At 39.7% G+C, this 25,650-nt stretch carries 18 protein-coding genes; 9 read left to right on the top strand and 9 right to left on the bottom strand.

Annotated features, from left to right (window positions below; all coding sequences use genetic code 11):
* Positions 1 to 86: 86 nt before the first annotated feature.
* Both GSF09_RS02230 and GSF09_RS02225 read right to left on the bottom strand, forming a co-directional pair.
* A complete protein-coding gene (locus GSF09_RS02230) occupies positions 87 to 1,379 on the bottom strand; it encodes an aminopeptidase P family protein (protein ID WP_159799302.1) in 1,293 nt (430 codons plus the stop codon).
* Positions 1,380 to 1,435: 56 nt separating this feature from the next.
* Entirely contained in the window at positions 1,436 to 2,794 is a 1,359-nt protein-coding gene (locus tag GSF09_RS02225) for a hydroxymethylglutaryl-CoA synthase family protein (RefSeq protein WP_159799301.1), read from the bottom strand.
* Between the two features lie 173 nt (positions 2,795 to 2,967).
* On the opposite strand from GSF09_RS02225, the gene GSF09_RS02220 reads away from it, so the two are divergent.
* The 6 genes from GSF09_RS02220 to GSF09_RS02195 all read left to right on the top strand — a co-directional run bounded on the left by GSF09_RS02220 (position 2,968) and on the right by GSF09_RS02195 (position 8,918).
* Positions 2,968 to 3,819 (top strand): ChaN family lipoprotein, encoded by an 852-nt coding sequence (locus tag GSF09_RS02220; protein WP_159799300.1) that lies wholly within the window; start codon positions 2,968 to 2,970, stop codon positions 3,817 to 3,819.
* Positions 3,820 to 4,035: 216 nt separating this feature from the next.
* Complete coding sequence (locus tag GSF09_RS02215) at positions 4,036 to 4,878, top strand: succinate dehydrogenase cytochrome b subunit (protein ID WP_159799299.1); 843 nt, start codon at positions 4,036 to 4,038, stop codon at positions 4,876 to 4,878.
* Between the two features lie 4 nt (positions 4,879 to 4,882).
* Positions 4,883 to 6,883 (top strand): fumarate reductase/succinate dehydrogenase flavoprotein subunit, encoded by a 2,001-nt coding sequence (locus tag GSF09_RS02210; RefSeq protein ID WP_159799298.1) that lies wholly within the window; start codon positions 4,883 to 4,885, stop codon positions 6,881 to 6,883.
* A 32-nt stretch (positions 6,884 to 6,915) separates the two neighbouring features.
* A complete protein-coding gene (locus GSF09_RS02205; RefSeq protein ID WP_159799297.1) occupies positions 6,916 to 7,278 on the top strand; it encodes a four helix bundle protein in 363 nt (120 codons plus the stop codon).
* A 39-nt stretch (positions 7,279 to 7,317) separates the two neighbouring features.
* Positions 7,318 to 8,061 carry a succinate dehydrogenase/fumarate reductase iron-sulfur subunit gene (locus tag GSF09_RS02200; protein ID WP_159799296.1) on the top strand — a complete coding sequence of 248 codons (744 nt, stop codon included), beginning with the start codon at positions 7,318 to 7,320 and terminating at the stop codon, positions 8,059 to 8,061.
* An 86-nt stretch (positions 8,062 to 8,147) separates the two neighbouring features.
* On the top strand, positions 8,148 to 8,918 hold the full coding sequence (locus GSF09_RS02195) for an amidohydrolase (RefSeq protein WP_159799295.1): 771 nt from the start codon (positions 8,148 to 8,150) through the stop codon (positions 8,916 to 8,918).
* Here GSF09_RS02195 and GSF09_RS02190 read toward each other — a convergent pair.
* Positions 8,899 to 10,530, bottom strand: a complete 1,632-nt coding sequence (locus GSF09_RS02190; protein ID WP_159799294.1) for an Ig-like domain-containing protein — start codon at positions 10,528 to 10,530, stop codon at positions 8,899 to 8,901. The genes GSF09_RS02195 and GSF09_RS02190 overlap by 20 nt on opposite strands.
* Before the next feature lie 71 nt (positions 10,531 to 10,601).
* A complete protein-coding gene (locus tag GSF09_RS02185) occupies positions 10,602 to 11,285 on the bottom strand; it encodes a ComF family protein (protein WP_159799293.1) in 684 nt (227 codons plus the stop codon).
* 90 nt (positions 11,286 to 11,375) lie between these two features.
* Between GSF09_RS02185 and GSF09_RS02180 the strand changes: the two genes are divergently transcribed.
* Positions 11,376 to 12,920 (top strand): glycine--tRNA ligase, encoded by a 1,545-nt coding sequence (locus tag GSF09_RS02180; RefSeq protein WP_159799292.1) that lies wholly within the window; start codon positions 11,376 to 11,378, stop codon positions 12,918 to 12,920.
* Positions 12,921 to 13,020: 100 nt separating this feature from the next.
* Entirely contained in the window at positions 13,021 to 13,584 is a 564-nt protein-coding gene (locus GSF09_RS02175; RefSeq protein ID WP_236564837.1) for a hypothetical protein, read from the top strand.
* Here the strand turns inward: GSF09_RS02175 and GSF09_RS02170 are convergent.
* The 4 genes from GSF09_RS02170 to GSF09_RS02155 all read right to left on the bottom strand — a co-directional run bounded on the left by GSF09_RS02170 (position 13,581) and on the right by GSF09_RS02155 (position 22,324).
* Entirely contained in the window at positions 13,581 to 16,352 is a 2,772-nt protein-coding gene (locus tag GSF09_RS02170) for a PD-(D/E)XK nuclease family protein (RefSeq protein WP_159799291.1), read from the bottom strand. The two genes, GSF09_RS02175 and GSF09_RS02170, sit on opposite strands and share 4 nt — an antisense overlap.
* A 64-nt stretch (positions 16,353 to 16,416) precedes the next feature.
* Entirely contained in the window at positions 16,417 to 17,814 is a 1,398-nt protein-coding gene (locus tag GSF09_RS02165; protein WP_159799290.1) for an OmpA family protein, read from the bottom strand.
* Between the two features lie 111 nt (positions 17,815 to 17,925).
* Positions 17,926 to 19,119, bottom strand: a complete 1,194-nt coding sequence (gene kbl / locus GSF09_RS02160; RefSeq protein ID WP_159799289.1) for a glycine C-acetyltransferase — start codon at positions 19,117 to 19,119, stop codon at positions 17,926 to 17,928.
* 64 nt (positions 19,120 to 19,183) lie between these two features.
* Positions 19,184 to 22,324 (bottom strand): exodeoxyribonuclease V subunit beta, encoded by a 3,141-nt coding sequence (locus GSF09_RS02155; RefSeq protein WP_159799288.1) that lies wholly within the window; start codon positions 22,322 to 22,324, stop codon positions 19,184 to 19,186.
* 123 nt (positions 22,325 to 22,447) lie between these two features.
* Here GSF09_RS02155 and GSF09_RS02150 point away from each other — a divergent pair, with 123 nt between their 5' ends.
* The gene (locus tag GSF09_RS02150; protein WP_159799287.1) at positions 22,448 to 23,056 is read left to right on the top strand and encodes a superoxide dismutase; all 609 of its coding nucleotides are present in this window, start codon (positions 22,448 to 22,450) and stop codon (positions 23,054 to 23,056) included.
* 640 nt (positions 23,057 to 23,696) lie between these two features.
* Here GSF09_RS02150 and GSF09_RS02145 read toward each other — a convergent pair.
* Positions 23,697 to 25,595, bottom strand: a complete 1,899-nt coding sequence (locus tag GSF09_RS02145) for an amidophosphoribosyltransferase (RefSeq protein ID WP_159799286.1) — start codon at positions 25,593 to 25,595, stop codon at positions 23,697 to 23,699.
* Positions 25,596 to 25,650 lie beyond the last annotated feature (55 nt).

The following is a 25,650-nucleotide window of genomic DNA, read 5'->3' as shown; positions in this document are numbered from 1 at the left end:
ATGAAGCACAACTTTTTGTAAAAAAATTAAGAATAATAAAAAGCCCACTTAAAAGTGGGCTTATAATTTATACCTAAAATTCAGTCTTATTCATTCATTAAAGCCTCGATTTCGTCAGCTTCAATGGGTATATTACGCATAAGGTTAAACGGTTCGCCGCTTTGCTGTATTACCACATCATCTTCCAGCCTTATGCCAAAACCTTCGGCAGGAATGTAAATGCCCGGCTCAACAGTAAACACCATATTAGGCTGCATCGGCTCATGAAGCAATCCGTAATCGTGCGTGTCCAGCCCCATGTGGTGTGATGTGCCGTGCATGAAATATTTTTTGTAGGCAGGCCAGTCGGGGTTTTCATTCTGCACATCGGCTTTGTCAAGCAGGCCAAGCCCTAAAAGTTCTGATGTCATTATTTTACCTACCTCAACATGGTACTGCTTCCAAAGCGTGCCGGGAACAAGCATTTTTGTAGCTTCATTTTTAACCCTCAGCACCGCATTATATACCTCTTTCTGCCTTTGGGAAAACTTCCCCGAAACAGGAATGGTACGGCTCATATCGCTGGAGTAGTTAGCATATTCCGCACCCACATCAAAAAGTATCAGTTCGCCTTCGCGGCATTGCTGGTTGTTCTCTATATAATGCAGTACGTTAGCATTTTTACCCGAAGCTATAATTGGCGTGTAGGCAAATCCTTTACTGCGGTTACGCACAAATTCGTGGATAAACTCTGCCTCAATTTCATACTCCATTACGCCGGGTTTAACAAACGGTAATATCCTGCGGAAACCTTTTTTGGTAATATCACAGGCTTTTTGTATCAGGTCGATTTCTTCGCTTTCCTTAACCGAACGCAGGCGTTGTAATATAGGGTTGCTTTTAGCCACCTGGTGTGCAGGATATTTCTCTTTCCACCATTTTATAAAACGGTCTTCTCTCGTTTCGGTAACCACCGCCGAACGGTAATGTTCGTTGGTATTTATATACATTGTATCGCAATAGGTCATGATTTCAAAAAGCACCTTTTCAAAATCCTGCAGCCAGTGTACGGTTTTTATCCCTGAAACTTCATAAGCGCGCTCTTTGGTAAGTTTTTCGCCTTCCCATACTGCTATATGCTCATTGGTTTCCCTTAAAAAGAGTATTTCACGCTGGTGTTCATAAGGCGCATCAGGACAAAGCAATACTATGCTTTCCTCCTGGTCAACCCCGCTCAGGTAAAAAATATCGCGGTGCTGCGCAAAGGGCATCGTACTATCGGCACTAACCGGATAAATATCGTTAGAGTTAAAAACCGCTACGCTTTTTGGCTTCATTTCGGCCATAAACTTTTTACGGTTCTTAATAAAAAGGTTCCGGTCTATCTGGTGGTATTTCATAACAAAAATTTATTTAGGATTTCAAATTTAATGAGAATATCCTAATAAATCCATTATTACTCCACCCATTTATAATATCGTGCCCCTGTTAAATTAGGTTTTTCTTTTTCTATCCTTTCCAGCACCCATTCTTCTTTGGGCTTTAATACAGGTGAGTGTTTTTCTCTTTTATGGAGCTTAAGGTAAGTGTCAAAATCTATTTCGTGGCTTTGCTGCAACGTTTCAAAAAGCGGTGCGCTTTTTACGGCATCTGCCCAACCCTGCTGTAATGTGCCTTCAAACACTTTACTTTTAGAGCCGCTGCCATAGGCAAGAAATCCTATTTTTTTACCTGTAAGCGTTTTTCTGTTTCCAGCAAGCTGCACCAATGTACAAAGCAATCCCATAAAAACAGAACCTGTATAAACATTTCCCACTAATGACGAAGCCCTCTCTGCAGACTCCAACTTTGCTTTTACAAAATCTTTATATGCCTCACTTTTACTTACTTCCTTAACCTTTAACTGATAGTCTTCTGCCGGTTCATTTTCATTTAACAATGGCGGATTGGCGTCAAGAGCAAATATTTCGGAAAACATTCTCCGCCCCTGATAGGCGTAAGGCAGGTGCATAACCAACGCCTCCCATCTGTTATATAATGAGCCTTGCTCCCTTACCATTTCCTTAAACCTGAAATAAGCCTGTTTAGTGCGCTCCATATAACACTGGTTGCTGTATTGCCCGTCAAAAACAGGCTGGTCTTTATGCAGTTCTATTTCACTTTCCAACTGCCCCAACCAGGGTTCGTTGTTTTCATTGCCGGTAATTTGCCGTTTGCTTATAGTGCGGTACGGTTTAAAAAAATCGAAAACACCTTTTGTACTCACTGCCCAGTTGGTATCCAACGCTATAATTTTAGGATTGGCAGAAACCAGCATTGCCAAAGCACCCGCCCCCTGTGTATATTCTCCTGTAGAGCCCAAATCATATCTGGCTATATCTGTACTGATTACAATAGCTTTTTTATCCGGGTTAAGCCTTATATAATCCAGGCAGTTTTGCAGCGCATCTACAGCACCTATGCAGGCAAATGTAAAATCAACTGCATCGCAATGGCTAAAGGAACCCTCCCCATATAACTGTTCCATTAAACCAACAAGGTAAGAACCTATGGGTTTTGCATTATCCACACCGCTTTCGGTACCCACATAAATGCGTGAAATATCGGCTGGTTTTATATTACCATTTATAAGTTTTGTCAACGCATTTGCTGCAAAAACCACTGCATCCTGGTTAACATCAGGTACGGTAATGTTCAAAAGCCCTAAGCCTTTCTCCAGCTTTTCAGTATCTATATTACGGGCTTTCGCAAGAGTTTTAATTGGCAGGTGTAATTTAGCAACATCAAAAGCTATAGCGTCTATTCCTGTATTCATTTTAAAAATTTTAGCGTAAAAATAATATGCAGTTGGTGCAGTTAGGCGCATAAAATGCAAAGCGGATGCATTTTTGCCAATCTGTAAAAAATTAAGCTTCAATTTTTGCAAATATGCAATAATGGTATGCCGTGTAATAGTTACCTTAGCGGTTAATTTTACTTTATACCATAATGAAAATTTACTCCTTTATAGCGGCATTGCTTTTTTTTACCATGGCTGCCGCACAGGACAAACAACCGTATCAGTTATTTAATAAAAACGGGAAAAAAACCTCTTATAAAAACCTGCTGAAGGCGTCAGCCGGTGCAGAAGTAGTGCTTTTTGGCGAGCACCATGACAATTCGTTTATACACTGGCTACAGCTTGAACTGACAAAAGACCTTGCCGAAAAAAAGCCACTTATACTGGGTGCGGAAATGATTGAACGTGACAACCAGCCTCAGCTTAACAAGTATCTAAAAGGGGAAATAAACCAAAAAGCTTTTGATACGCTTGCACGCCTTTGGAATAACCATAAAACCGATTACAAACCCCTTGTTGATTTTGCAAAGGAAAACAAACTTCCTTTTATAGCAACCAATATACCCCGCAGGTATGCAAGTATGGTTTACAAACAGGGGTTAGAAGCCCTGGAAAAACTCACTGCGGAAGAGAAAGAGTGGATAGCTCCATTACCAATACCTTATGATGCTTCATTGCCCGGCTATGTTGCCATGCTGGAAATGGCAGGCGGGCATGGCGGAGACAACCTGCCCAAAGCGCAGGCGGTAAAAGATGCAACCATGGCCTATTTTATAAGCCGCAACATGCAGGCAGATGCAGTTTTTATACATTACAACGGCACTTACCACAGCGATAATTTTGAGGGTATTAACTGGTATTTAAACAAATACCGCCCGGGAGTAAAGGTAATAACCATAGCTGCAGTTTCTCAAAAGGATGTTTCAAAACTGGAAAAGGAGCATTTGCAAAAAGCTGACTTTATATTGGTGGTAGATGAGGACATGACTAAAACATACTAAACAGCAAAGCCGCCTTTAGCGGCTTTTTTTATTTAATTATTCTTTTTAAAAATTTTTTAGGTTAAAAAAATACTATATGTAATTTTTTTGGCAATATCTTTTAAAAATCCTGCACTTTATACTGATTATAAATTACGCCGAAAAGGTTGTAGTTATTATGTTTTAGCTTTATTTTTGTTTGATTTTTAAAAAAACTTATTATTATAATCCAATACTATGGCAAAATCTGCATTATTAAAGTCTTCTTTAGGAAAAAAATACTGGATGGCTTTAACAGGTTTATTTTTGTGCCTTTTTTTAGTGGGGCACTTAATCGGTAACTTACAGTTACTTGCCGCCGATGGTGAGGCAGCATTGCGTTTTAATAAATACGCACTTTTTATGACTACCAACCCGGCTGTTAAAATACTTTCTTACCTAACCTATTTTTCTATTCTTTTCCACGCGGTTGACGGTATAATACTGGCAGTACAAAACCAAAAGGCAAGGCCGGTAAAGTATGCCAACAACAAGCCGGAAAAAAACACCATCTGGGCTTCAAGGAATATGGCTGTGCTGGGTACGCTTATTTTAATATTCATTGTTAGCCACATGGCAAACTTTTGGGCAAAGATGCACTTTGACGAAGGTATGGATTTACAAACCAAGACAATAAATGTGGGCGGCATGCCACAGGAGTTTTACCTTACTACAGACGGAGGCTATATACCTAAGGCACAGGTTGAGCAGGGTGGTTTTATTATAAAAGACAGGAAGTATTTTTATGATGCCGCTGCCGATGTAAAAGTAAAAGAAGGTTACCTTGACCTTTACAAAATTACAGTAGACTTTTTTAAACAGCCAAAATACGGGCTGCTATACACAATATTATATGTTATATCTATGATAGTCCTTGCCTTTCACCTTTACCATGGTTTTGGCAGCGCATTCCAGTCTATGGGTATAAACAACCCTAAATATAACATGTTCATTAAAAACTTCGGAAAGGCATTTGCTATTATTGTACCATTGCTATTTGCCGTTATTCCGGTTTACATTTACTTCTTTCTAAAAGCTTAATATCATGGCATTAGATTCTAAAATACCAAACGGCCCCATTTCATCTAAATGGACTGATTATAAAGACCACATCAACCTTGTAAACCCTGCCAATAAACGTAATATAGATGTTATTATAGTAGGCACCGGGCTTGCAGGTGGCTCTGCTGCGGCAACACTTGCCGAACTGGGCTATAATGTAAAGGCATTCTGCTTTCAGGATTCCCCCCGCCGCGCCCACTCTATTGCGGCACAGGGTGGTATTAATGCTGCAAAAAACTACCAGGGAGACGGGGACTCTACCTTTAGGCTATTTTATGATACTGTAAAAGGTGGCGACTACCGTGCACGTGAGGCTAACGTTCACCGCCTTGCCGAAGTTTCTGCTAATATTATTGACCAATGTGTGGCACAGGGCGTGCCATTAGCAAGGGAATATGGCGGCTTGCTTGACAACCGCTCATTTGGTGGAACGCTGGTATCGCGTACTTTTTATGCAAAAGGGCAAACAGGCCAGCAGTTACTACTGGGCGCCTATTCAGCAATGAACCGCCAGATAGGACGTGGTAAAATACAAATGTATAACCGCCACGAGATGCTGGATTTAGTTGTAGTAAACGGCAAAGCTCGCGGAATTATAGCACGAAACCTAATAACAGGTGAATTGGAAAGGCATTCTGCTCACGCTGTTGTAATTGCTTCCGGCGGTTATGGTAATGTGTTTTTCCTTTCTACAAACGCTATGGGCAGCAACGCTACCGCAGCATGGAAAATACACAAAAAAGGGGCTTATTTCGCTAACCCCTGCTATACACAGATACACCCAACATGTATCCCCGTTTCCGGCGACCATCAAAGTAAGTTAACACTTATGTCTGAATCGTTAAGGAATGACGGGCGTATATGGGTACCTAAAAAATTAGAAGATGCGCAGGCTATTCGTGAAGGAAAGCTTAAGCCGACACAATTAGCCGAAGAAGACAGGGATTATTACCTTGAAAGAAGGTATCCTTCTTTTGGTAACCTTGTACCGCGCGACGTTGCATCGCGTGCCGCAAAAGAAAGGTGTGATGCCGGTTTTGGCGTGAATAAAACAGGCGAGGCCGTTTATCTTGACTTTGCTTCTGCCATTATACGTTATGGTAAAGAACAGGCAAGGATAAAGGACCTTAATGCTGAGGATATGGACCTTGTAAAAAAACTGGGTAAGGAAGTTATTGAAAATAAATATGGCAACCTTTTCCAGATGTATGAAAAGATTGTTGACGAGAACCCGTATGAAACCCCTATGATGATATACCCGGCGGTACACTATACAATGGGTGGGATATGGGTTGATTATAACCTTATGACTACTATTGAAGGATGCTACGCTATTGGAGAAGCAAACTTCTCTGACCACGGGGCCAACAGGCTTGGAGCTTCAGCACTGATGCAGGGGCTTGCCGATGGATATTTCGTACTGCCTTACACCATTGGTGATTATCTTGCAAAAGATATCCGTACAGGAAAAATATCAACCGACTTGCCTGAGTTTGAAGAGGCTGAAAATAATGTAAGGACTCAGCTTGAAAGGTTTATAAATAATAATGGTAAATATACTGTTGACCATTTCCATAAAAAACTTGGTAAAATAATGTGGGATAAAGTAGGTATGGCTCGTAATGCACAGGGCCTTACTGAAGCCATACATGAAATTGCCGAATTAAGGGAAGAATTTTACCGTGATGTAAAAGTTCCGGGCGATATGTACAGCTTTAACCAGGAGCTGGAAAAAGCAATGCGTGTTGCAGATTTCCTTGAACTTGGAGAATTGTTTGCCAAGGATGCATTGCATCGTAATGAATCATGCGGCGGCCATTTTAGGGAAGAATACCAGACAGAAGATGGTGAAGCACAGCGTGATGATGAAAACTTTGCTTATGTAGCTGCCTGGGAATATAAAGGCAAGCCAAGCGAAGCAGTACTTCATAAAGAAGAACTAGTGTTTGAAAATGTGAAACTGGTACAACGTAGTTATAAGTAATCTAGTCCGTAGGAATAAGCCAATAGCCAAAAATGAATGAAATTAAAGGTTATAAAGACTTATTAATATGGCAAAAAGGAATAGAACTGGTTAAGGCAATATATAAATGTTTTGAAAGTTTCCCTAAAGATGAAATTTTCGGTTTGCAAAGCCAGATGAAAAGAGCTGTTATCTCCGTGCCTTCCAATATAGCGGAAGGGTGGGGAAGAAACTCAACTAAGAATTATATTCAGTTTTTAAGGATTGCAAGAGGATCATTATTTGAACTTGAAACTCAACTAATAATTGCCCGGGAACTGAATTTTTTGAGTGAAGTAAAATTTAATGAAATATCAGGTTTAATAACTGAAGAAAGTAAAATGTTAAACGCCTTCATCAGGTCAATAGACAAATAACTTATTGCTAATGGCTTTTGGCTAATAAACTTTATTAAAATGAACTTAAAATTAAAAATATGGCGCCAGAAAGACGCCAAAGATAAAGGAAGGATGATTGATTATAACATCAGCGATGTTTCCCCTGATATGTCTTTCCTTGAAATGCTTGACGTTTTGAACGAGCAGCTAAATAATAAAGGAGAAGACCCTGTTGCTTTTGACCATGACTGCCGTGAAGGTATCTGTGGTATGTGTTCGCTGTTTATTAACGGTGAGGCACACGGCCCTGACAGGGGTGTTACTACCTGCCAGCTGCACATGAGGAAATTTAAAGATGGCGATACTATTTATATAGAGCCTTTCCGTGCAAAAGCTTTCCCTGTAATTAAAGACCTTGTTGTTGACCGTACCTCTTTTGACAGGATACAGCAGGCCGGTGGTTTTATCTCGGTAAATACGTCCGGTAATACTCAGGATGCCAATGCTATTCCGATTAAAAAGCATGATGCTGACCGCTCTTTTGATGCTGCAACATGTATTGGGTGTGGTGCCTGTGTGGCAAGCTGTAAAAATGCTTCTGCCATGCTGTTTGTATCTGCCAAGGTATCGCAGTTTGCATTGCTGCCTCAGGGAAGGGTTGAGGCTACAGAGCGTGTACTTAACATGGTTAAAAGAATGGATGAGGAAGGCTTTGGCGCATGTACTAATACCGGTGCCTGCGAAGTAGAATGTCCTAAAGGGATATCACTTGAAAACATTGCCCGCATGAACAGGGAATACCTGTTTGCAAGTATGAAATAATATACTATACCAATTATATAAAAAGCACCTTTATAAGGTGCTTTTTTATTTGCTATGGTTTGCTTAAATTTAAGGAAAAACCTGAAATGAAAATCACCCTTATACAAACGCATTTAATCTGGGAAGATGCAAAAGCCAACCGAAACAATTTTACAAGACTTATAGAAAGCGTAAATCAGCAAACTGACCTTATAGTACTCCCAGAAATGTTTACCACCGGGTTTACCATGAACCCTGAAACGGTGTATGAAACAATGGAAGGCGAATCGGTTTCGTGGATGAAGGAAACAGCCATGAGAACAGGGTGTGCCCTTACAGGAAGCCTTGTAATAAAAGAAAATGGCAATTATTATAACCGCCTGTTATTTGTATATCCTGACGGGAGCTATAAAACCTATAACAAACGGCATCTGTTTACATTAGCGGGTGAGGATAAACATTATACCGCCGGAAAGGAAAAGCTTATTGTTGACTACAAGGGCTGGAAAATTTGCCTACAGGTGTGTTATGACCTGCGTTTTCCTGTTTTTGCCCGCAATACGGAAGATTATGACCTTTTGTTATTTCCTGCCAACTGGCCAAAACAGCGCACCACAGCGTGGGATAGCTTATTAAGGGCACGGGCTATAGAAAATATGTGCTATACTATAGGCGTAAACAGGATTGGCACAGATAATAGCGGGCATGAATATTCCGGGCATACACAGTTAATAGGCCCCTTGGGTGAATATCTGTTAGAGCCCGCAATAAAAGAAGGCGTATATACTATAGAAATCAGTAAAGAGGAGTTACTGGAAGCACGGGATAAATTCGGGTTTTTAAAAGACAGGGACAATTTTACCCTCCTCCCAGGTTAAAAGGCTGGTCAACATCCCAGTTGGCTCGTACCTGCACTTCATTTGGAAAATATATAACCTCTTCCGGCTGCCGCTTTTCAAGAAAGTTGCCACTATCCCATTCGCCGTTTCCATTATCGTCATAAATAACCCTTAAAACATACTGGTCAGGTAAAACAGCGTCAAAAACAATATTGGTTTCACCCTTGCTGTAGTATGATGCCTTTACTTCTTCCGATGCATTAAGTACTTCAAGTATTAATGGGAACCGTTTGGCATTTTGCAGTGTTACCCTCAGGTTGCCATAATCGGAATACGTGCGTGTGGAAAGGTTAAATGTAAGTGTGTCGTTTGATTTTTCATAGAAATCCGTTAATGCGCCCGGCAAAAATGTAAAGTTATACTTTTGGCTTTCCTCTTTGGGGAAATCAATCTCCAGCTTCTGCTCAAACGTATTGTATATAACAGAATTTATTTTTACTGCAACCAAATCCTTATTGATAAGGCTGATTTTAGTTGTATCAATAGTCACTATTGGTGTTGATGTATTTAGCGTAAAACGCTGGCGGAAATGCAGGCCTCCTTTTTGGACAGCAGTAATGCTAAGCGAATCGGCAGCTTTCATTTCCTTTATCTTCACTACAAAATCTTTAATGGTATCCCTGTAATTTACAGACACCTGTACTGAATCCTGCTCAATATTACGGGGCAGCCACACCTGTACAGAATCTTTACCGGAAAGGTTGGTAAGCACCGAAGGTATATCCTGTGTGCCAGTACCATTCTTTACCTTAGCCTTTAACGTTCGCGGGTCGCCTTCATAGCCCATTACCAGCCTGTTAGAAGATATCTGACTTGGCTTTAATGGCTTTAATGGTAGCTGTTCTTTAAAAAGGCTTAGCTGATAAAGTATAAGTGAGTCATTAGGCACGTTTATAGGTTCCTTTAAAAATGCAATTTTATCTGACTTAGGATTATAAACATAATTATTACCCTTATCCTTTAAGGCAAAAATGTAATATTTTCCCTCTTTAAGGTTTTCCAGCGTAAAATTGGTAAGGCTGTCAAGTGTATTGGTTACATATCGGGGCTTTTCTTTATAAATCGTGGAATCCGTATAAGTTTCATTGGCCTCATACAGCATCACGGTAACAAAATTATCTGCCTTTCGGCTGTAAGCATCTTTTATCATCCCTCCTACCGCAAGGGAATCTATGTAGCTTCCTGTAGAAAAAATAAACTTAAACTGGGAATATGGGTTCCCTTCATTATTATCTGTTATACTCTGGCCAAAATTAAAGCTATAGGTAGTATTGGGCTTTAATGTGTCTTTTATTTTAATATCAATATAACGGCTGGCACTGCCCATAGGGTAAATGTCGGGCGCATAATCCATAGGCGGCGATATAATAAGCTGCTTATTAATATCTTTTACCTTTATATATTCATTAAAATCAATACGGATTTGTTTGCCTTTAAAATCAGTAGTCATATTTTTAGGCGAACTGCCCACCATAACAGGTGGTATAGTATCTTTTAATCCACCCGATATACTACCCCTCCTGGCACATCCTGTGATGGAAGTTACAGCCATAACAACTATAAAAATAAATGCAACTATTTTCTTTAACATGGCAATGCTGTTTTACAGCACAAAATAACAATTATATTCAGTGTAAATAAAAAGTTTTTCAATGTTTTGCATCAGGAATGTGCATAGGCAATAGTAACAATGCTCAATTTACTGCCGGGTATACTAAGCAGTGCCCTCCCGCACGACTCTAACGTTGCGCCTGTAGTCATTACATCATCAACTAACAAAAAGTGTTTACCGTTATCTTCCTCCGTATAGTCAACGTTAAATGCAGAACCAATAATAGCCGCCCTGTCTTCAAGGTTTTTCTTAGTCTGTGTTTTGGTATAAGCTGTCCTTAAAAGCAGCTTATCATTATAGGGTACGCTAAGCATATGGGCAATCGCCCTGCCAAATTCCTCAACCTGATTATAGCCCCGCTCACGAAGTTTTTTGGGATGCAAGGGCACGGGTATAATATCGGTTACAGATTGCAGTTCTTCCACATTCTTTAAATCCGTGGCATACCACTGCCCCATTAGGCTGCCAACATCTTCCCTGCCATTGTATTTTAAATTATGGATAAGCTGCTGGACTATACCCTGTTTATGGAAATACAACATAGCGGAGGCATGTTCCAGTGGCAACCTGCCATAAAAACGCCGGAAAATTTCATTTTCCTGCATCTGCCAGTGCTGGGTAAAAGGCAGGTCGTGCCTGCACGCTGTACATATTACCAGCTCACTTTCCAGCAACAAACCACTGCAGCCCGGACAGTTTTTAGGAAAGAAAAGGTTAAAGAGGCTTTTAAGCATTATTTTTTAACAGGAAAATATTTTTTAATTTCCGGTTAAAGATAACAAATGGTATATATGTAAACTATTTGATTTTTATATTTTTGCAACATGGCAAAACAAGACGATATTTTTAAGAATGTAATTTCGCACGCAAAGGAATATGGCTTTATATTCCCATCAAGTGAAATATATGACGGCCTTAGCGCAGTATATGATTACGGGCAAAATGGGGCAGAATTAAAGAAGAACATCAGGGAATACTGGTGGAAATCAATGGTACAGATGCATGAAAATATTGTAGGTATAGATGCCGCAATTTTTATGCACCCTACCACATGGAAAGCTTCGGGGCACGTAGATGCCTTTAACGACCCGTTGATTGACAATAAGGATTCCAAAAAAAGATACAGGGCAGATGTGCTGATTGAAGACTATGCCGAAAAGCTGAACCAAAAGGCACAGAAAGAAATAGAAAAAGCGCGTGCCCGATATGGAGAAGCGTTTAATGAAGAGGAATTTAAGGCAACCAATGCGCGTACCAAAGAATACCTGGAAAGAAAAGACCAGATTTTGCAGCGCATGGCACGCAGCCTTGAAACCGAAAACCTTGCCGATGTAAAAGCTCTTATTGAAGAACTTGAAATTGCCGACCCTGAAACAGGCTCTAAAAACTGGACAGAAGTAAGGCAGTTTAACCTTATGTTTGGCACAAAACTGGGTGCCGAAGCAGCAAACGCAATGGATTTATACCTGCGCCCGGAAACTGCACAGGGTATATTTGTAAACTTCCTTAATGTACAAAAAACAGGCAGGATGAAAGTCCCTTTTGGTATTGCACAAACAGGAAAGGCTTTCCGTAACGAAATTGTGGCTAGGCAGTTTATTTTCCGTATGCGTGAATTTGAACAGATGGAAATGCAGTTTTTTGTACGCCCCGGTGAAGAAATAAAATGGTATGAATACTGGAAGGAAACCAGGCTTAAATGGCACCAATCGCTTGGGTTGGGCAAAGAAAATTACCGCTTTCATGACCATGAAAAGCTGGCGCATTATGCCAATGCGGCTGCGGATATTGAATTTAACTTTCCCTTCGGCTTTAAAGAGCTTGAGGGTATACACTCCAGGACTGATTTTGACCTTAAGGCTCATGAGCAGTATTCCGGCAGGAAATTACAGTACTTTGATGCTGAACTGAATGAAAATTATGTGCCTTATGTAGTGGAAACCTCTGTAGGGCTGGACAGGATGTTCCTTGCTGTATTCTCATCATCACTTAAAGAAGAAACACTGGAAGATGGCTCTGTACGCACTGTATTAAGCCTTCCTGCGGTACTGGCGCCAACCAAAGCCGCTATATTGCCATTGGTTAAAAAAGACGGGCTGCCTGATGTAGCAAGAAAAATTATTGATGACCTGAAATGGGATTTCAATGTGGCTTATGACGAGAAAGATGCTGTAGGGCGCCGTTACAGGAGGCAGGATGCGCTTGGCACGCCTTTCTGTATTACGGTTGACCACCAAACGCTGGAAGACGAAACCGTAACTATACGCCACCGTGATACCATGAAGCAGGACAGGGTAAAAATTACAGAGCTTCGCAATATTATTAATGAAGAGGTTTCAGTAAGGAAATGGCTCATGAAAATGCAGTAATTGTAATTACATTATCATTATACAAAAGCGCTTTAATAAAGCGCTTTTGCTATTTATAGCCTGTTTGGTTATATTTACCACAATAGCAAAAAGTAAATAAATGATTACAGAAAAGGAATTAGAAAATTTGAGGGTGCAATTATCAGTGAAATCTAAAAACGGGCTGGATTTTATATTATCCGCATTTTTTATATGGCTTATAATAAGCTGTATATGGACGCTTGACTTTTCCTCTTTTGACAAATCAATACTTACATTTATAGCAGGAAGCTTAATGCTGCCGCTTGCATTTGCAGCATCCAAATTGCTTAAAACAAAATGGACAGATAAAAGCAACCCCTTACAGCCTTTAGGCCTTTGGCTTAATTTTGCCCAACTGTTTTATTTCCCTTTTTTAATATTTGCGCTTTTAAAAATGCCCGATAATTTTGTAATGGTATATGTTATTATTACAGGAGCACACTTTTTTCCTTATGCATGGTTTTATAAAACGCAGTGGTTTGCCATTTTTGCAGGAATCATTTCATTCGGCGCATTAATACTTGGCTTAAACCTTGAACCGGAAAAAATGTATTTCCTGCCTGTTTTTATGAGTATATGCCTTTTAGTTTTAGCCATCCTCCTGCATTTTGACAGCAGGAAAAAAAGAAATATCATTAATTAAGTTGTTTCTTCAAAAGCTATTTCAGGGTTCAGTATCTCAGTAATAAGCAAAACCAATTGCTGCCTGTATTCGGAAAGCAATGCTGAATCTACAATATCAACAATTGGGGCTGCCTTGTCAAAAGCATCTTTAAAGCTAAAGCCCATAAAGCCGCTTTTCATGTTCTTAAAAGATATGATTCCTGCTTCCATTTCCAGGCCATTAGCCAGCGGTTCATACATAAAAGCATAAGTTAGTAATTGTATTGCCTTTTCATTTTTAATATCGGCTGTAAGCCCCTCCCATTCCTTCAGTACAAGATTGTTCTTTTCAACCTTACCTGTTTTATAATCAATAATCCTGATTTTACCATTGCGTTGCTCAATACGGTCAATATTACCTGAAATCTTTACGGGATAAGGTAATGTATCATCTTCCAGCCAGCGTTCATAGTTTTGCTCAAGTGCAAGTACTTTTACACTATCACCTGCTGTTAATTGCTGTTTTTCCTGCTTAAGTAAATTATGCACATTCCTTTTGGCAACCTCAAAGGCAAGCAGGTTGCGCCCTTTTTTTATTTCCCCTTCCTTGTACACCTTCACAAACTGGCGCATTACTTCGTCATCTGCAAGGGCTGCCATAGCCTCTATATGCTGTACCGTAAGGAATGTATTGATATAAGGCTTATACAATTCTTCCAGCACCCCGTGTATAATAGTACCCAAAGTATTCAGCGCAATGCTTTCCTCTACTTCATCAGCTTCATTAATACGCAATATCCTTTGGTAATAAAACAATATCGGGTTTCTTATATAACTTGTTAGGGCAGATGGCGAAAATCCTTTACCTGTAGCAATTTCCTTAAGCCTTTCCATAACCGATGCCGATTTAGGCACTACCATAGGCTCATAAGCCTTGTCCGGCAAATGGGCATTATATATAGTGCTTATTAGGTTATGCTTTGGCCTTTTCTCAATTTCAAGCTGGGTTAAAAAACGGCTTCTTTCACCGGCATCAAGCCCCTCGCTTTCGGTATTATAAAGCAGGTAAATATTTTTAGCCCTTAACAGCAAATGGTAAAAGTGGTAGCTGTATATGGCATCCTTTTCTTTATATGTTGGCAAGCCCAGTTCCCGCTTAACATCATAGGGAATAAATGAATTTTGGGTTTTCCCTGAAGGGAATTTCCCCTCGTTCATGGAAGTTACTATAACATTTTCAAAATCGAGCACACGGCTTTCAAGTACTCCCATAATCTGCAATCCGGTAAGGGGTTCTCCCTCAAATGACACCTCAGCCAGTTCAGCTACCTGCTTGTAAACAGCATAAAGTACTGCCAGGCTATCCATCTGCGGGTGCGTTTCATGGTAATTAATAAGCTTATTAATTACTTTAAAAATAGAATAAAGAAATGCTTTTGTTATTTTATCCTCTTCATCATCTGTTCCCAAAAACTCTTTTATAGCCAGTATGATAGCCGAAAGTTTTTGTAATACCTTGCCAACATTATCATCCCAGCGTTCAAAAAGCAAACTGAAAAATGCGGAACTGTTTCCATGAATTTCAAAAAGCTTGCTATGCGAAAAAAAAGTTATGTTATTCCTGTTGATACTATTTACCAGTTCCTGCGCTTCGGCATAAGGCTCTACCAGGGGATGCGTCAATATATCCAGCACTTCCCTGTAGTATAATGTGTAGCTTTTTTCGCTACGGCTCAAAGCATTGGTATGCAGTTTAAACAGCTTGTTGATTAAAATCTGCGCAGGATTATTCTTGCTGCTGTACCCCATTGTTATATTGAGGCTGCCCACTCCTGAAGGAAGGCTGTAAAGCAGGGGCACCAAAAGGTTTTCCTCTCCTAAAACCAAAGCGGTTTTATCAAGGCTGTATCGCTCCTCCTGTAACTGTTCAACAATTTGCCCGGCTATTTTAGCCTGGCCTACAGTTTTAGGCGTACCAATTATTTTTATATTTTTCGGATGGCTGAATTCATCGGTTATCCATTCAAAAGGCTGTTGGGCAAACTGACGCCATTCCTTTTTTATACGCCTTATAAACAAACCGGCATCATGATAAGGGTCGTTTAAGAAAACCTCATCAATATCCCAGTAAATTTTTGCCTGTCCGCAGGACAGCAAATGCTGTATTATTTTTTCCTCGGCAGCGTTAAGGGCATTAAAGCCTGCAAATATCAATTGCTGCTTTGCAAAATTATTTGAAAAATGCCCTATATTTTCTACTGCCTCCCTGTAAATCAGTCCCTGATAACCTATTTTATTATCCAGCAGGTGATTGTAAAGGCTACTGTAATATAGGGGAAGCTGTTTCCAGAATTCAAGGTAATTCTTTATCATGTCGGTATGCTTGTCCACATCAACCGACCAATGTTTTATATCCTCAATATCCTTAAGGTAAGACAGCACATGCGCAGGGTTAAGCAGATAGCGGTCAATCTCATTAAAATCCTGCAATAAGGTTTTTGCCCAGTTGGCAAAGGTTTCAAAAGGCTGCTGCGCCTCTTTTGGTGTAAGCCCCAGGTAAACATTATAAAATTCAAATAATAGCTCAATGCTATCCACAGCACGTACATCGGCAACGTCCTGTATAAAATCCTCAATACTTATTATTTCTGGGGCAAAAATTACACTATTCAATTGCTTTTTAAGTGCTTCTATAAGGAATATCCTTGCCCTTTTATTAGGTAGTATAATTACAAGCCCTGAAAGGGAACTGCCGTACTCACTTACCAGTTGTGCACTTAGTTTATCTAAAAATGTTTGCTGCGCCATGCCATAAAAATAAAAAAATGCCCCCGCTTAGCGGAGGCATTTTCAATTTATTTACTGGTATAAATTACTCTTTAATAAGCTTAACTTCTACCCTTCTGTTCTGAGCTTTACCTTTAGCTGTCCTGTTAGAAGCAATTGGTTTAGTTTCACCGAAACCAACTGACCTCAACCTGTCAGCAGCAATACCGTTTTCAACAAGGTAAGTAACTACTGCAGCAGCCCTGTTTTCAGATAGAGTCTGGTTAAGAGCGTTGCTACCATCACTATCAGTGTGGCCTTCAATGCTGAACCTTGCCTGAGGGTATTCTTTCAATATGTTTTTCATATTTTCAAGTACCGGTACAGTTTCATCTTTGAAAGTAGATTTACCACTGTTGAATAATATAGTCCTTGCATAGTCATTAAGTTTCTTAACAACCTCTTCAGTTACTTCAGGGCATCCGCGGTTAGCAGCAGTACCTTTCACATCCGGGCAAAGATCATCTTTGTCAAGTACACCGTCGCCATCAGTATCTGGCCAAGGGCAACCATTGTTTTCTTTAGGACCTGCAACTTCAGGGCACTGGTCATCTTTATCAGCTATACCGTCACCATCAGTATCAGGGCAGCCTTGTAGGCTTGCAACACCTGCAACTTCAGGACAAGCATCATCTTTATCAGCTATACCATCGCCATCAGTATCAGGACATCCCTGGAACTCAGCAAGGCCTGCTTGATCAGGACAAGCATCATCTTTATCAGGAATACCATCGCCATCAGTATCAGGACATCCCTGGAACTGCTCTAAACCTGGTACTTCAGGACAAAGATCGTCTTTGTCATATATACCGTCTTTGTCAGTGTCTTTTCCACCAAATTTAAAAGTAAGACCTGCAAAATGCTGTAAGTGCCTTGGCACATTAGCTTCTGCCTGATCTTCAAATGAATGTTTGTAAGTAGACTGAAGTGTTAAACCTACATTCTCAACAAACCAGAATGTAACACCAAGGCCACCATTTACTGTACCATTACCTTTTTCATCAATCCAGGTATAACCACCACCTAAGTGTAGATAAGGGTCAAACCAGCTAGTACCAATAAGGTTAAGGAAGCTGTACTTAATCTGGCCATCAACACCATAATAAGTAAGATCTCCAGGATTAGTTACAGTATAGTCCTGAGTACCGGGAGTACGTGTAACCAATTTGTCAATTTTGTTTACTGATCCTGTAATACCGAAAGAGAAGTTATCTCCTATGGCTCTTGATACATTGATGTAAGACACAGAAGGAAGGATGTTCCAATGGTCTTTAGCATTAAAGTATTCACTGAATTGGTCTTCAAATTTAGATGCTGCCCCAAACCTGGTATCTACGGCATTAGCACCAAATGAGATAGCCCATGGATTGTCGCTGTCCTGAGCATAGGAGTTAAGACCTAAAGCCAGAAAACCTGCAACAAATAGTTTGCTAAGATGTTTCATACTTTTTTAAATTTAATTACATATAGGTTATATTAGGCAAATTTAGTATGTTAAAATCTAATCGCAAAACGATTTATTAAAAAATATCCTACTAAACCCCCTAAATTCTAGTTAAATAATAGTTAATGATTTCCCAACTTGGGCAAATGCATCTATGGCTTTATCAAGATGTTCCTGTGTGTGTGCTGCTGAAAGCTGCACCCTTATGCGCGCTTTATCCTTAGGCACAACAGGATAAAAGAAACCTATTACATATATACCTTTTTCTAACAGCATATCTGCCATTTGCTGCGAAAGCTTTGCATCATACAGCATTACAGGAACTATAGCCGAATCGCCGTCTATAATATCAAAACCAGCTTCTTTCATACCTTTCTTAAAATAATTGGTATTCCATTCCAGCTTGTCACGCAGTGAAGTATCTTTTTCAAGCAATTCAAAAACCTTGATAGAAGCGCCTACTATAGATGGTGCTAAAGAATTTGAAAACAGGTAGGGCCTTGAACGCTGCCTCAGCATTTCTATTATTTCTTTTTTGCCGGTTGTGTAGCCGCCCATAGCACCGCCCAGGGCCTTACCTAATGTACCGGTAATAATATCAACCCTGCCCATAACATTTTTTGCTTCCAGTGTTCCCTTTCCTGTTTCGCCTATAAATCCGGCAGCGTGACACTCATCCACCATTACCATAGCATCATACTTTTCGGCCAGGTCGCATATTTTATCAAGTGGAGCTACCAATCCGTCCATTGAAAAAACACCATCGGTTACAATAATTTTAAACCTCCTGTTTTCTTCATTTGCTTTTTTCAGCTGCTGTTCCAGTTCGGCCATGTTATTGTTTTCATAGCGGTACCTCGCCGCTTTACAAAGCCTCACGCCGTCAATAATAGAGGCATGGTTCAGGCTATCGGATATAATAGCGTCTTCCTCGCCAAGCAATGGTTCAAACACACCGCCATTGGCATCAAAAGCAGCAGCATACAAAATTGTGTCTTCCGTGCCGTAAAAGGATGCTATTTTTTTTTCGAGTTCTTTATGTATATCCTGTGTACCACATATAAACCTTACTGATGACATACCAAAGCCATGCGTATCCAGCGCGTCTTTTGCAGCCTGTATAACTTCGGGGTGCGAAGAAAGCCCCAGATAGTTATTGGCACAAAAGTTAAGTACCTTCTGCCCGCTTTCAAGTGTAATTTCAGCACCCTGCGGCGAAGCTATAATCCGTTCTTTTTTATAAAGCCCGTTTTCTTTAATGGTTTCCAGTTCAGCAGCAAGATGCTCTTTTATTTTTCCGTACATATAGTATAATTTGTTTGTTGTTTATTATTACAAGGCAAAGATACACAAAGCATTTACTATTGGCTTAAAGCGGCAGCTGCACTACTTCAATATTTTCACCTATATATATAAGTGCTTTCTTTTCTACTTTAAGCCCCATACTTTCCAATGCGCTTTGATAACCGGATAACTGCTTCGCATATTTATCCATATGTATCCCGGTTTTATAATCCAGCAGCCAGGCACTGCCGTTACGGATAGCAACCCTGTCCGGCTTTAGGGTTTGGATGTTATTGCCTATAATGCTCTGCTCATTAAAAATTTCGTTTTCCGGATTGAAAAAATCTGCAAGGCCAGGATGCATTGTTATTTCTTTAAGGGCTTTTTCCACCTCGCCTTTCTGGGTTTGGGTTATAAGCCCTGCCTCTATGGCTTTCATGAGTGCAACAGGTATATCATCTGCCGATTTTACAAAAGACAGTACTTCATGCATTACATTGCCAAACTCTATTGCCTGTAACTGGGCACTGCCCCACATGAGCGATTCCCGCTGTGCAATTTTTACAGCCCTTGGGTTAAAATGCTGTTTCACTACCTTTATTACTTCCTGTTCTTCTGTAGGTGCAGCAGCAGAGGATATCCTTCCGGGCTTGCCAAACTCATATTCATCCCTTAAATTATCAAATACCTGCTTGTGCTGCAGGTATCCTATAAAGTAGGATGACATATTATTGGTCAGCTCCCCGCGCGAGGTAAAATTCCTCGCTGAAATAATATATAACTGCTCTTCAGCCCTTGTTAATGCCACATACAGTACATTAATATTATCCAAAAGCTCTTCCTGTGATTTTATTTTATACAGTTCTGCCGCCTTTTCACCATACTCTGCCACTTCCTTTTTACTGTCTATAAGTGCCTTTTGAAAACCAAAGGTTTCATCATCAAGCTCCAGCCACATTTTATCGCGTGGGCTGCGTGCATAATCTTCTTCGGCAAACGGGAAAATAACAACAGGAAACTCAAGCCCTTTGGATTTATGAATTGTCATTATCCTTACAGCATCATTACCTTCAGGCGAAGGAATGCTGAACTTACTGCCATTGTTCTCCCAATATTCCAAAAAGTCTGATATCCCGGATTGTGTCCTTATATCACGCTCCAACACAAGGTCAAGGAAGTATTGCACATAACTCTGGTTGCTTTTTTCCTTGATGAACACATCTACTATGGTTTCAACTGCTTCATATAATGATTTTTTACGGCAGTTTTTAAATGATATGTATATACCCTGGCTTGCCAGCCATTGTTCCAGGCTTTCTTCTGTCGGCTGCTGCATGCCTGCAGCTATAAAATCATGTACCTGATGCTTTTCTTTTTGGTTATTGGCAACAAAATATAAAAATTGTGCTTTAGCCTCCATATTGGCATTACTTTTAAGGTAGCGCAGCAAATTAATTATCAGCTTGACCTCTGACGCATTCTCTATTAGCAATGTTTCCGAAGAAAGTATGGGTATTTTATTTTCGGTAAGGTAATTGGCCAGCAAAACACCCGGCTGCCTTTTTCGGGTCAGCAGTACTATATCTTTGTACTGAAAGCCCTGGTTCAGTACTTTCTTTATAGTGGCCAGTGTTGCTTCAAGGTATTGGTCGTTCCGGGTGGTTTCCAAATCCTCTCCTGAAATTTCCGGAATAAAAGAAATATTTACATACCCTCCGTTTTTATTATTAACTTCCTGCTCACTGTTTTGGTACAAATCCTTATAATCTTCATCTTCAAAATACTGTGATAAAAAAGAAAAAAAGGAATTGTTGAAGCTTACTACGTTACTGTAACTCCTGAAATTTACTCCTAAATTATATATATTCCTTTCCGGGTTGGAAAAAGGGTTTAACCCTTTGGTCAAATTTATAAACTGTTCTGCATGCCCACCGCGCCACCGGTAAATAGATTGTTTAGGGTCGCCTACAATCATTAAAGAACCTTTGTTGCCCTGCAAATCTTCTGAAGCGAGGGAATTATCTATAAGCGGTATAAGATTTTGCCATTGCATCTGGCTGGTATCCTGAAATTCATCTATAAAAAAATGACGGTAGCGCTCGCCCAGCCTTTCATATATAAACGGTGCGGGCTGGTTTTGTATTTCCTTATGTATAATAGCATTAAACTCTGATATGGAAAGTATATTCTGTTCCTTTTGTATGCGTTCCAGCTCCTGGCTAATAGAATTAAGCAGTGAAAGCGGTGTTATGTTCTTCAGGAAAGCTTCATAAAAACTTTTCTTCTCATAATTTTTATAAACCTCGGCCAGCAGGCTCAGCAATCCAGGCTTAAGGGCTTCAATGGCATCCTTGTCTTTGGCTGACTTGTTAACCTTTATATCATCGGGTTCAAAGTATTTTTTGTGGGAAGGCTTCAACTCCCCGTTTGATATATAACCAATATGATTAGGAAAATGGCCTGCGGAAAACGATTTTAAATCAATGTTATTTTCTTCCAGCATTTCTGTAAGACTGCTGCCAAGCGAGCGGCAATGCGCTTCAAGCCCGGCTACTGCCTGCCGTAGCTTTTCTTTTATAAATAAAAATTCCTCTATGGTTTTATCCCGAAACTGGCTTACCTCATTCCGGTTATTTTCATTAATAAGCAGTTTTCCTGTTTCAAAAAGCTCGTGGGTAACATCCCAGCTTTTGTCATTATCTGTCTTGTCCAGTGAAAAATCAACCAAAAGCCCTGTCAAAACCTCGTTCTCACCTGCTTTTGCAATAATGGCATCTACTGCCTCTTTTAAAAGGTTTTCCGTTTCCAGCGAAACATCAAAACTAACCGAAAGGTTAAGGTCATGCGCAAATGCACGTATTACCTTATGCGTAAACCTGTCTATGGTAGAAATATCAAACGAAGCATAATTATGTATAATATTTTTAATTATAGCTTTTGACTTATCTTTTATAGTGGCAAGTGAGAGGCCCGTTTCCTGTTGAAGTATCATCATAAGGGCTTCTGCCCTGGCACCCGGTTCATCTTTGGAGAAATCGGAAAGGTTTGCTATTATACGCCCTTTCATTTCTTCCACAGCCTTATTGGTAAAGGTTATGGCCAGTATTTTCCTGTAAGTATCATCAGACGGGGACAACAAGAGTATTTTTAAATACTCTTTTACAAGCATATAGGTTTTACCGGACCCGGCAGAGGCATTGTATATGGAAAAAGCGGTTTTTTGCACTTAGCTGGTTTTATTTTTAATATTTAATAAGATAATTTATAACAAAATCTTATTTCGATATAAAATTTAAAATTTTTAAATTTGGATTAAAATTAATACTAATCTTTTAAAATTACGTATATCATGGCTTTTGAATTACCTAAACTACCTTATGCATACGATGCTTTAGAACCTCATATTGATGCCCGTACTATGGAAATACATCATACCAAGCATCATAATGCGTACACAACCAACCTTAACAATGCCATAGCAGGCACTGACCTTGAAGGTAAAACTATTGAAAATATACTTATAAACCTTGACCCTTCCAACAGCGCAGTGAGAAATAACGGGGGCGGTTACTACAACCACAACCTGTTTTGGCAAATATTGTCGCCAAAAGGAGGCGGAGAGCCTACAGGCGAACTGGAAGCAGCCATTGAAAAGGCTTTTGGCTCATTTGATGAATTTAAAGCCAAATTTGCCAAAGCAGCAGCTACACAATTCGGTTCAGGATGGGCATGGTTGTGCGTGCACCTGGGTGGTAAACTGGAAATATGCTCTACACCTAACCAGGACAACCCTTTAATGCCTGAAATTGGATGTGGCGGCACACCTATTTTAGGCCTTGATGTTTGGGAACATGCCTATTATTTAAATTACCAGAACAGGAGGCCGGATTATATTGAGGCTTTCTTTAAAGTAGTGAACTGGGAAGAAGTGGCAAGGCGCTATGCTAATGAAAAGTAATACACAATATACCTGAAATGAAAAAGGAGGCATTAGCCTCCTTTTTTTATGCTATACTATTTAATGTATATAGTTATTACAAAATAAAAAAGGGAGAACTGGAAAAGTTCTCCCTTTTTTTGCCCCCAAAAATACCGTAAAAATTAATTTACTAATGCTATTTTGATGCTAAACTATATCCAACCTTACTAATTTGCAAATTAAATAGATGAAAAGTTATAAAATTTCGATGAAATGCGCTTTTATTCTATAAAATGCATAAAACTAAAAAGGGGAAACTTAACGCTTCCCCTCTTTTGCCCTCTAAAATACCGTAAAAAATTAATTTTACTAAAAGTGCAAATTTATAGTACGTTTTGCAACTACACAACTATTTAATTGTGAAATATGCAAAAACAATGTTTTTATGTAAAAATGGAATATATATTTAACGAACGGATATGAAAGAGATTTTTAATGAGGCAAAAACACTATAATGGTATTAAAAATAAAAAGCAGAAGTGTTTACTTCTGCTTTTTGCCCCCAAAAATACCGTAAAAATTAATTTACTAATGCTATTTGATTGTAAAAGTATAGCGGGATGGTATACTATGCAATTTTTTTAGATAACACGTAGAAAAAATCGTTGAATTGCGCTTTCTAATAGGCACGGGCGTCATTTCCTTCATAAAAATTAATAAATGCACGGTTTACCACACGGTTTCCGCCAGGCGTAGGGTAATCACCTGTAAAATACCAATCCCCAAGATTTTTAGGACATGCCTTGTGCAGGTTATCTACACTCTGGAATATTATTTTAACTTCAGCTTTTATATCTTCTGAACGTAAAAGCTGTGCAATCTTATCCGATATCTCCTCATCTGTAAAAGGCGCATAAAACTCTTTCACATGATTTACCACTTCAGCATCGGGAAGGTTTTCCTGTACTTTTGATTTTTTATATACATCTTCCACAATGTGCAGCATGTTCCTTTCCTTAAGGAGTGCTAGTGCTGCCTGAAAAGCAACAAGCCCTTCCAGCTTAGCCATATCAATACCATAACAATCAGGATACCTTATTTGAGGGGCCGAAGAAACCACAACTATTTTTTTGGGGTTAAGCCTGTCCATCATTTTTATTATACTCTTTTTTAAGGTAGTTCCCCTAACTATACTGTCGTCAATAATAACAAGGTTATCACTGGGCTTTATAACCCCGTAAGTAACATCATATACGTGCGCCACCAAATCATCCCTGCTGCTGTCCTCAGTTATAAAAGTGCGGAGTTTTGCATCCTTTATAGCAATCTTTTCAGTACGAATCTTTACTGAAAGGAGCTCTTTTAAAGTTTCGGCAGTCAGTGTGTTCCTGTCTCTTAATATCTGGTTATTTTTGCGGTCATTTAAAAAATCCTGTGCTGCCTCAACCATACCGAAAAAAGAGGTTTCTGCAGTATTGGGTATATAAGAGAAAACAGTATTATCAGTATCATTATCAATCGCTTTCAGCACGTCGGGTAAAATAAGCCTTCCCAGTTCCTTGCGTTCCCTGTAAATTTCAGCATCACTGCCACGTGAAAAATAAATCCTTTCAAACGAGCATGCTTTCTTTACAAGCGGCTGTATAATTTCATTTATATTTACCCTGCCATCCTTCTTTATAATAATAGCATTGCCCGGTTCCAGTTCCTGTACATCTTCAAAGTTTACATTAAATACTGTTTGTATTACCGGCCTTTCCGATGCAACAACTACCACCTCATCATCCTTATAATAATAGGCCGGACGTATACCTGCCGGATCCCTGAAAACGAAACTATCGCCATGCCCTAACAGCCCTGCCATTGCATAACCTCCATCCCATTGTTTTGAAGCCCTTTTTAAAATCTTGGCAATATTAAGCCTTTCGGCTATAACAGCACTTGCCTCCTGTTTACTGTAGCCTTCCTGCTTACATTCCTGATATAAGTCTGTAACCTCATCATCAAGAAAGTGGCCAATTTTTTCCATTACGGTAACTGTATCGGCAAGTTCTTTGGGATGCTGGCCAATTTCAACAAGGCTGTCAAAAAGTTCCTTAACATTAGTCATGTTAAAATTTCCTGCCACAATAAGGTTGCGGTGCATCCAGTTATTCTGCCTCAGGAAAGGGTGCACACTTTCTATGCTGTTTTTACCAAAAGTACCATAACGCACATGGCCTAAAAAAACCTCGCCTATATAAGGCACCTGCTCTTTAAGCAGCTGCATATTAATATGGTATTCCGGGTGGGCTGCAAGTTCTTCATTTATCCTGCCGTTAATCTGAGTAAAAATGTCCTGTATCGGCTGCTGCTGGTTAGAGCGTATGCGGCTTATGTATCTTTGCCCCGGCTTTACATCCATTTTTATACTGGCAAAACCAGCACCGTCCTGCCCGCGGTTGTGCTGTTTTTCCATAAGGAGGTACATTTTTTGTATCCCATAAAAAACAGAGCCATACTTTTCCTTATAATACTCTAAAGGTTTTAGCAGCCTTAAAAGCGCTATACCACATTCATGTTTTATACTATCGCTCATAGTTGTGTTGTTGTTGCTGTAGCTTTAAATTAAAAAAAGCCCCATAATGAGGCCT

The sequence above is a fragment of the Flavobacterium sp. MK4S-17 genome (genome assembly GCF_009848495.1).
GTDB lineage: Bacteria > Bacteroidota > Bacteroidia > Flavobacteriales > Flavobacteriaceae > Flavobacterium.
The sequence above is the reverse complement of the archived record's forward strand: the minus strand, read 5'-3'. Positions and strand labels throughout refer to the sequence as shown.

Coding starts and splice junctions, on each gene's coding strand:
- GSF09_RS02165 (WP_159799290.1), bottom strand. CDS start 17,814: ATGAAACATCTTAGCAAACTATTTGTTGCAGGTTTTCTGGCTTTAGGT.
- GSF09_RS02145 (WP_159799286.1), bottom strand. CDS start 25,595: ATGAGCGATAGTATAAAACATGAATGTGGTATAGCGCTTTTAAGGCTG.
- GSF09_RS02175 (WP_236564837.1), top strand. CDS start 13,021: ATGATTACAGAAAAGGAATTAGAAAATTTGAGGGTGCAATTATCAGTG.
- GSF09_RS02210 (WP_159799298.1), top strand. CDS start 4,883: ATGGCATTAGATTCTAAAATACCAAACGGCCCCATTTCATCTAAATGG.
- GSF09_RS02150 (WP_159799287.1), top strand. CDS start 22,448: ATGGCTTTTGAATTACCTAAACTACCTTATGCATACGATGCTTTAGAA.
- GSF09_RS02225 (WP_159799301.1), bottom strand. CDS start 2,794: ATGAATACAGGAATAGACGCTATAGCTTTTGATGTTGCTAAATTACAC.
- GSF09_RS02200 (WP_159799296.1), top strand. CDS start 7,318: ATGAACTTAAAATTAAAAATATGGCGCCAGAAAGACGCCAAAGATAAA.
- GSF09_RS02230 (WP_159799302.1), bottom strand. CDS start 1,379: ATGAAATACCACCAGATAGACCGGAACCTTTTTATTAAGAACCGTAAA.
- GSF09_RS02170 (WP_159799291.1), bottom strand. CDS start 16,352: ATGGCGCAGCAAACATTTTTAGATAAACTAAGTGCACAACTGGTAAGT.
- GSF09_RS02195 (WP_159799295.1), top strand. CDS start 8,148: ATGAAAATCACCCTTATACAAACGCATTTAATCTGGGAAGATGCAAAA.
- GSF09_RS02220 (WP_159799300.1), top strand. CDS start 2,968: ATGAAAATTTACTCCTTTATAGCGGCATTGCTTTTTTTTACCATGGCT.
- GSF09_RS02215 (WP_159799299.1), top strand. CDS start 4,036: ATGGCAAAATCTGCATTATTAAAGTCTTCTTTAGGAAAAAAATACTGG.
- GSF09_RS02190 (WP_159799294.1), bottom strand. CDS start 10,530: ATGTTAAAGAAAATAGTTGCATTTATTTTTATAGTTGTTATGGCTGTA.
- kbl (WP_159799289.1), bottom strand. CDS start 19,119: ATGTACGGAAAAATAAAAGAGCATCTTGCTGCTGAACTGGAAACCATT.
- GSF09_RS02185 (WP_159799293.1), bottom strand. CDS start 11,285: ATGCTTAAAAGCCTCTTTAACCTTTTCTTTCCTAAAAACTGTCCGGGC.
- GSF09_RS02205 (WP_159799297.1), top strand. CDS start 6,916: ATGAATGAAATTAAAGGTTATAAAGACTTATTAATATGGCAAAAAGGA.
- GSF09_RS02180 (WP_159799292.1), top strand. CDS start 11,376: ATGGCAAAACAAGACGATATTTTTAAGAATGTAATTTCGCACGCAAAG.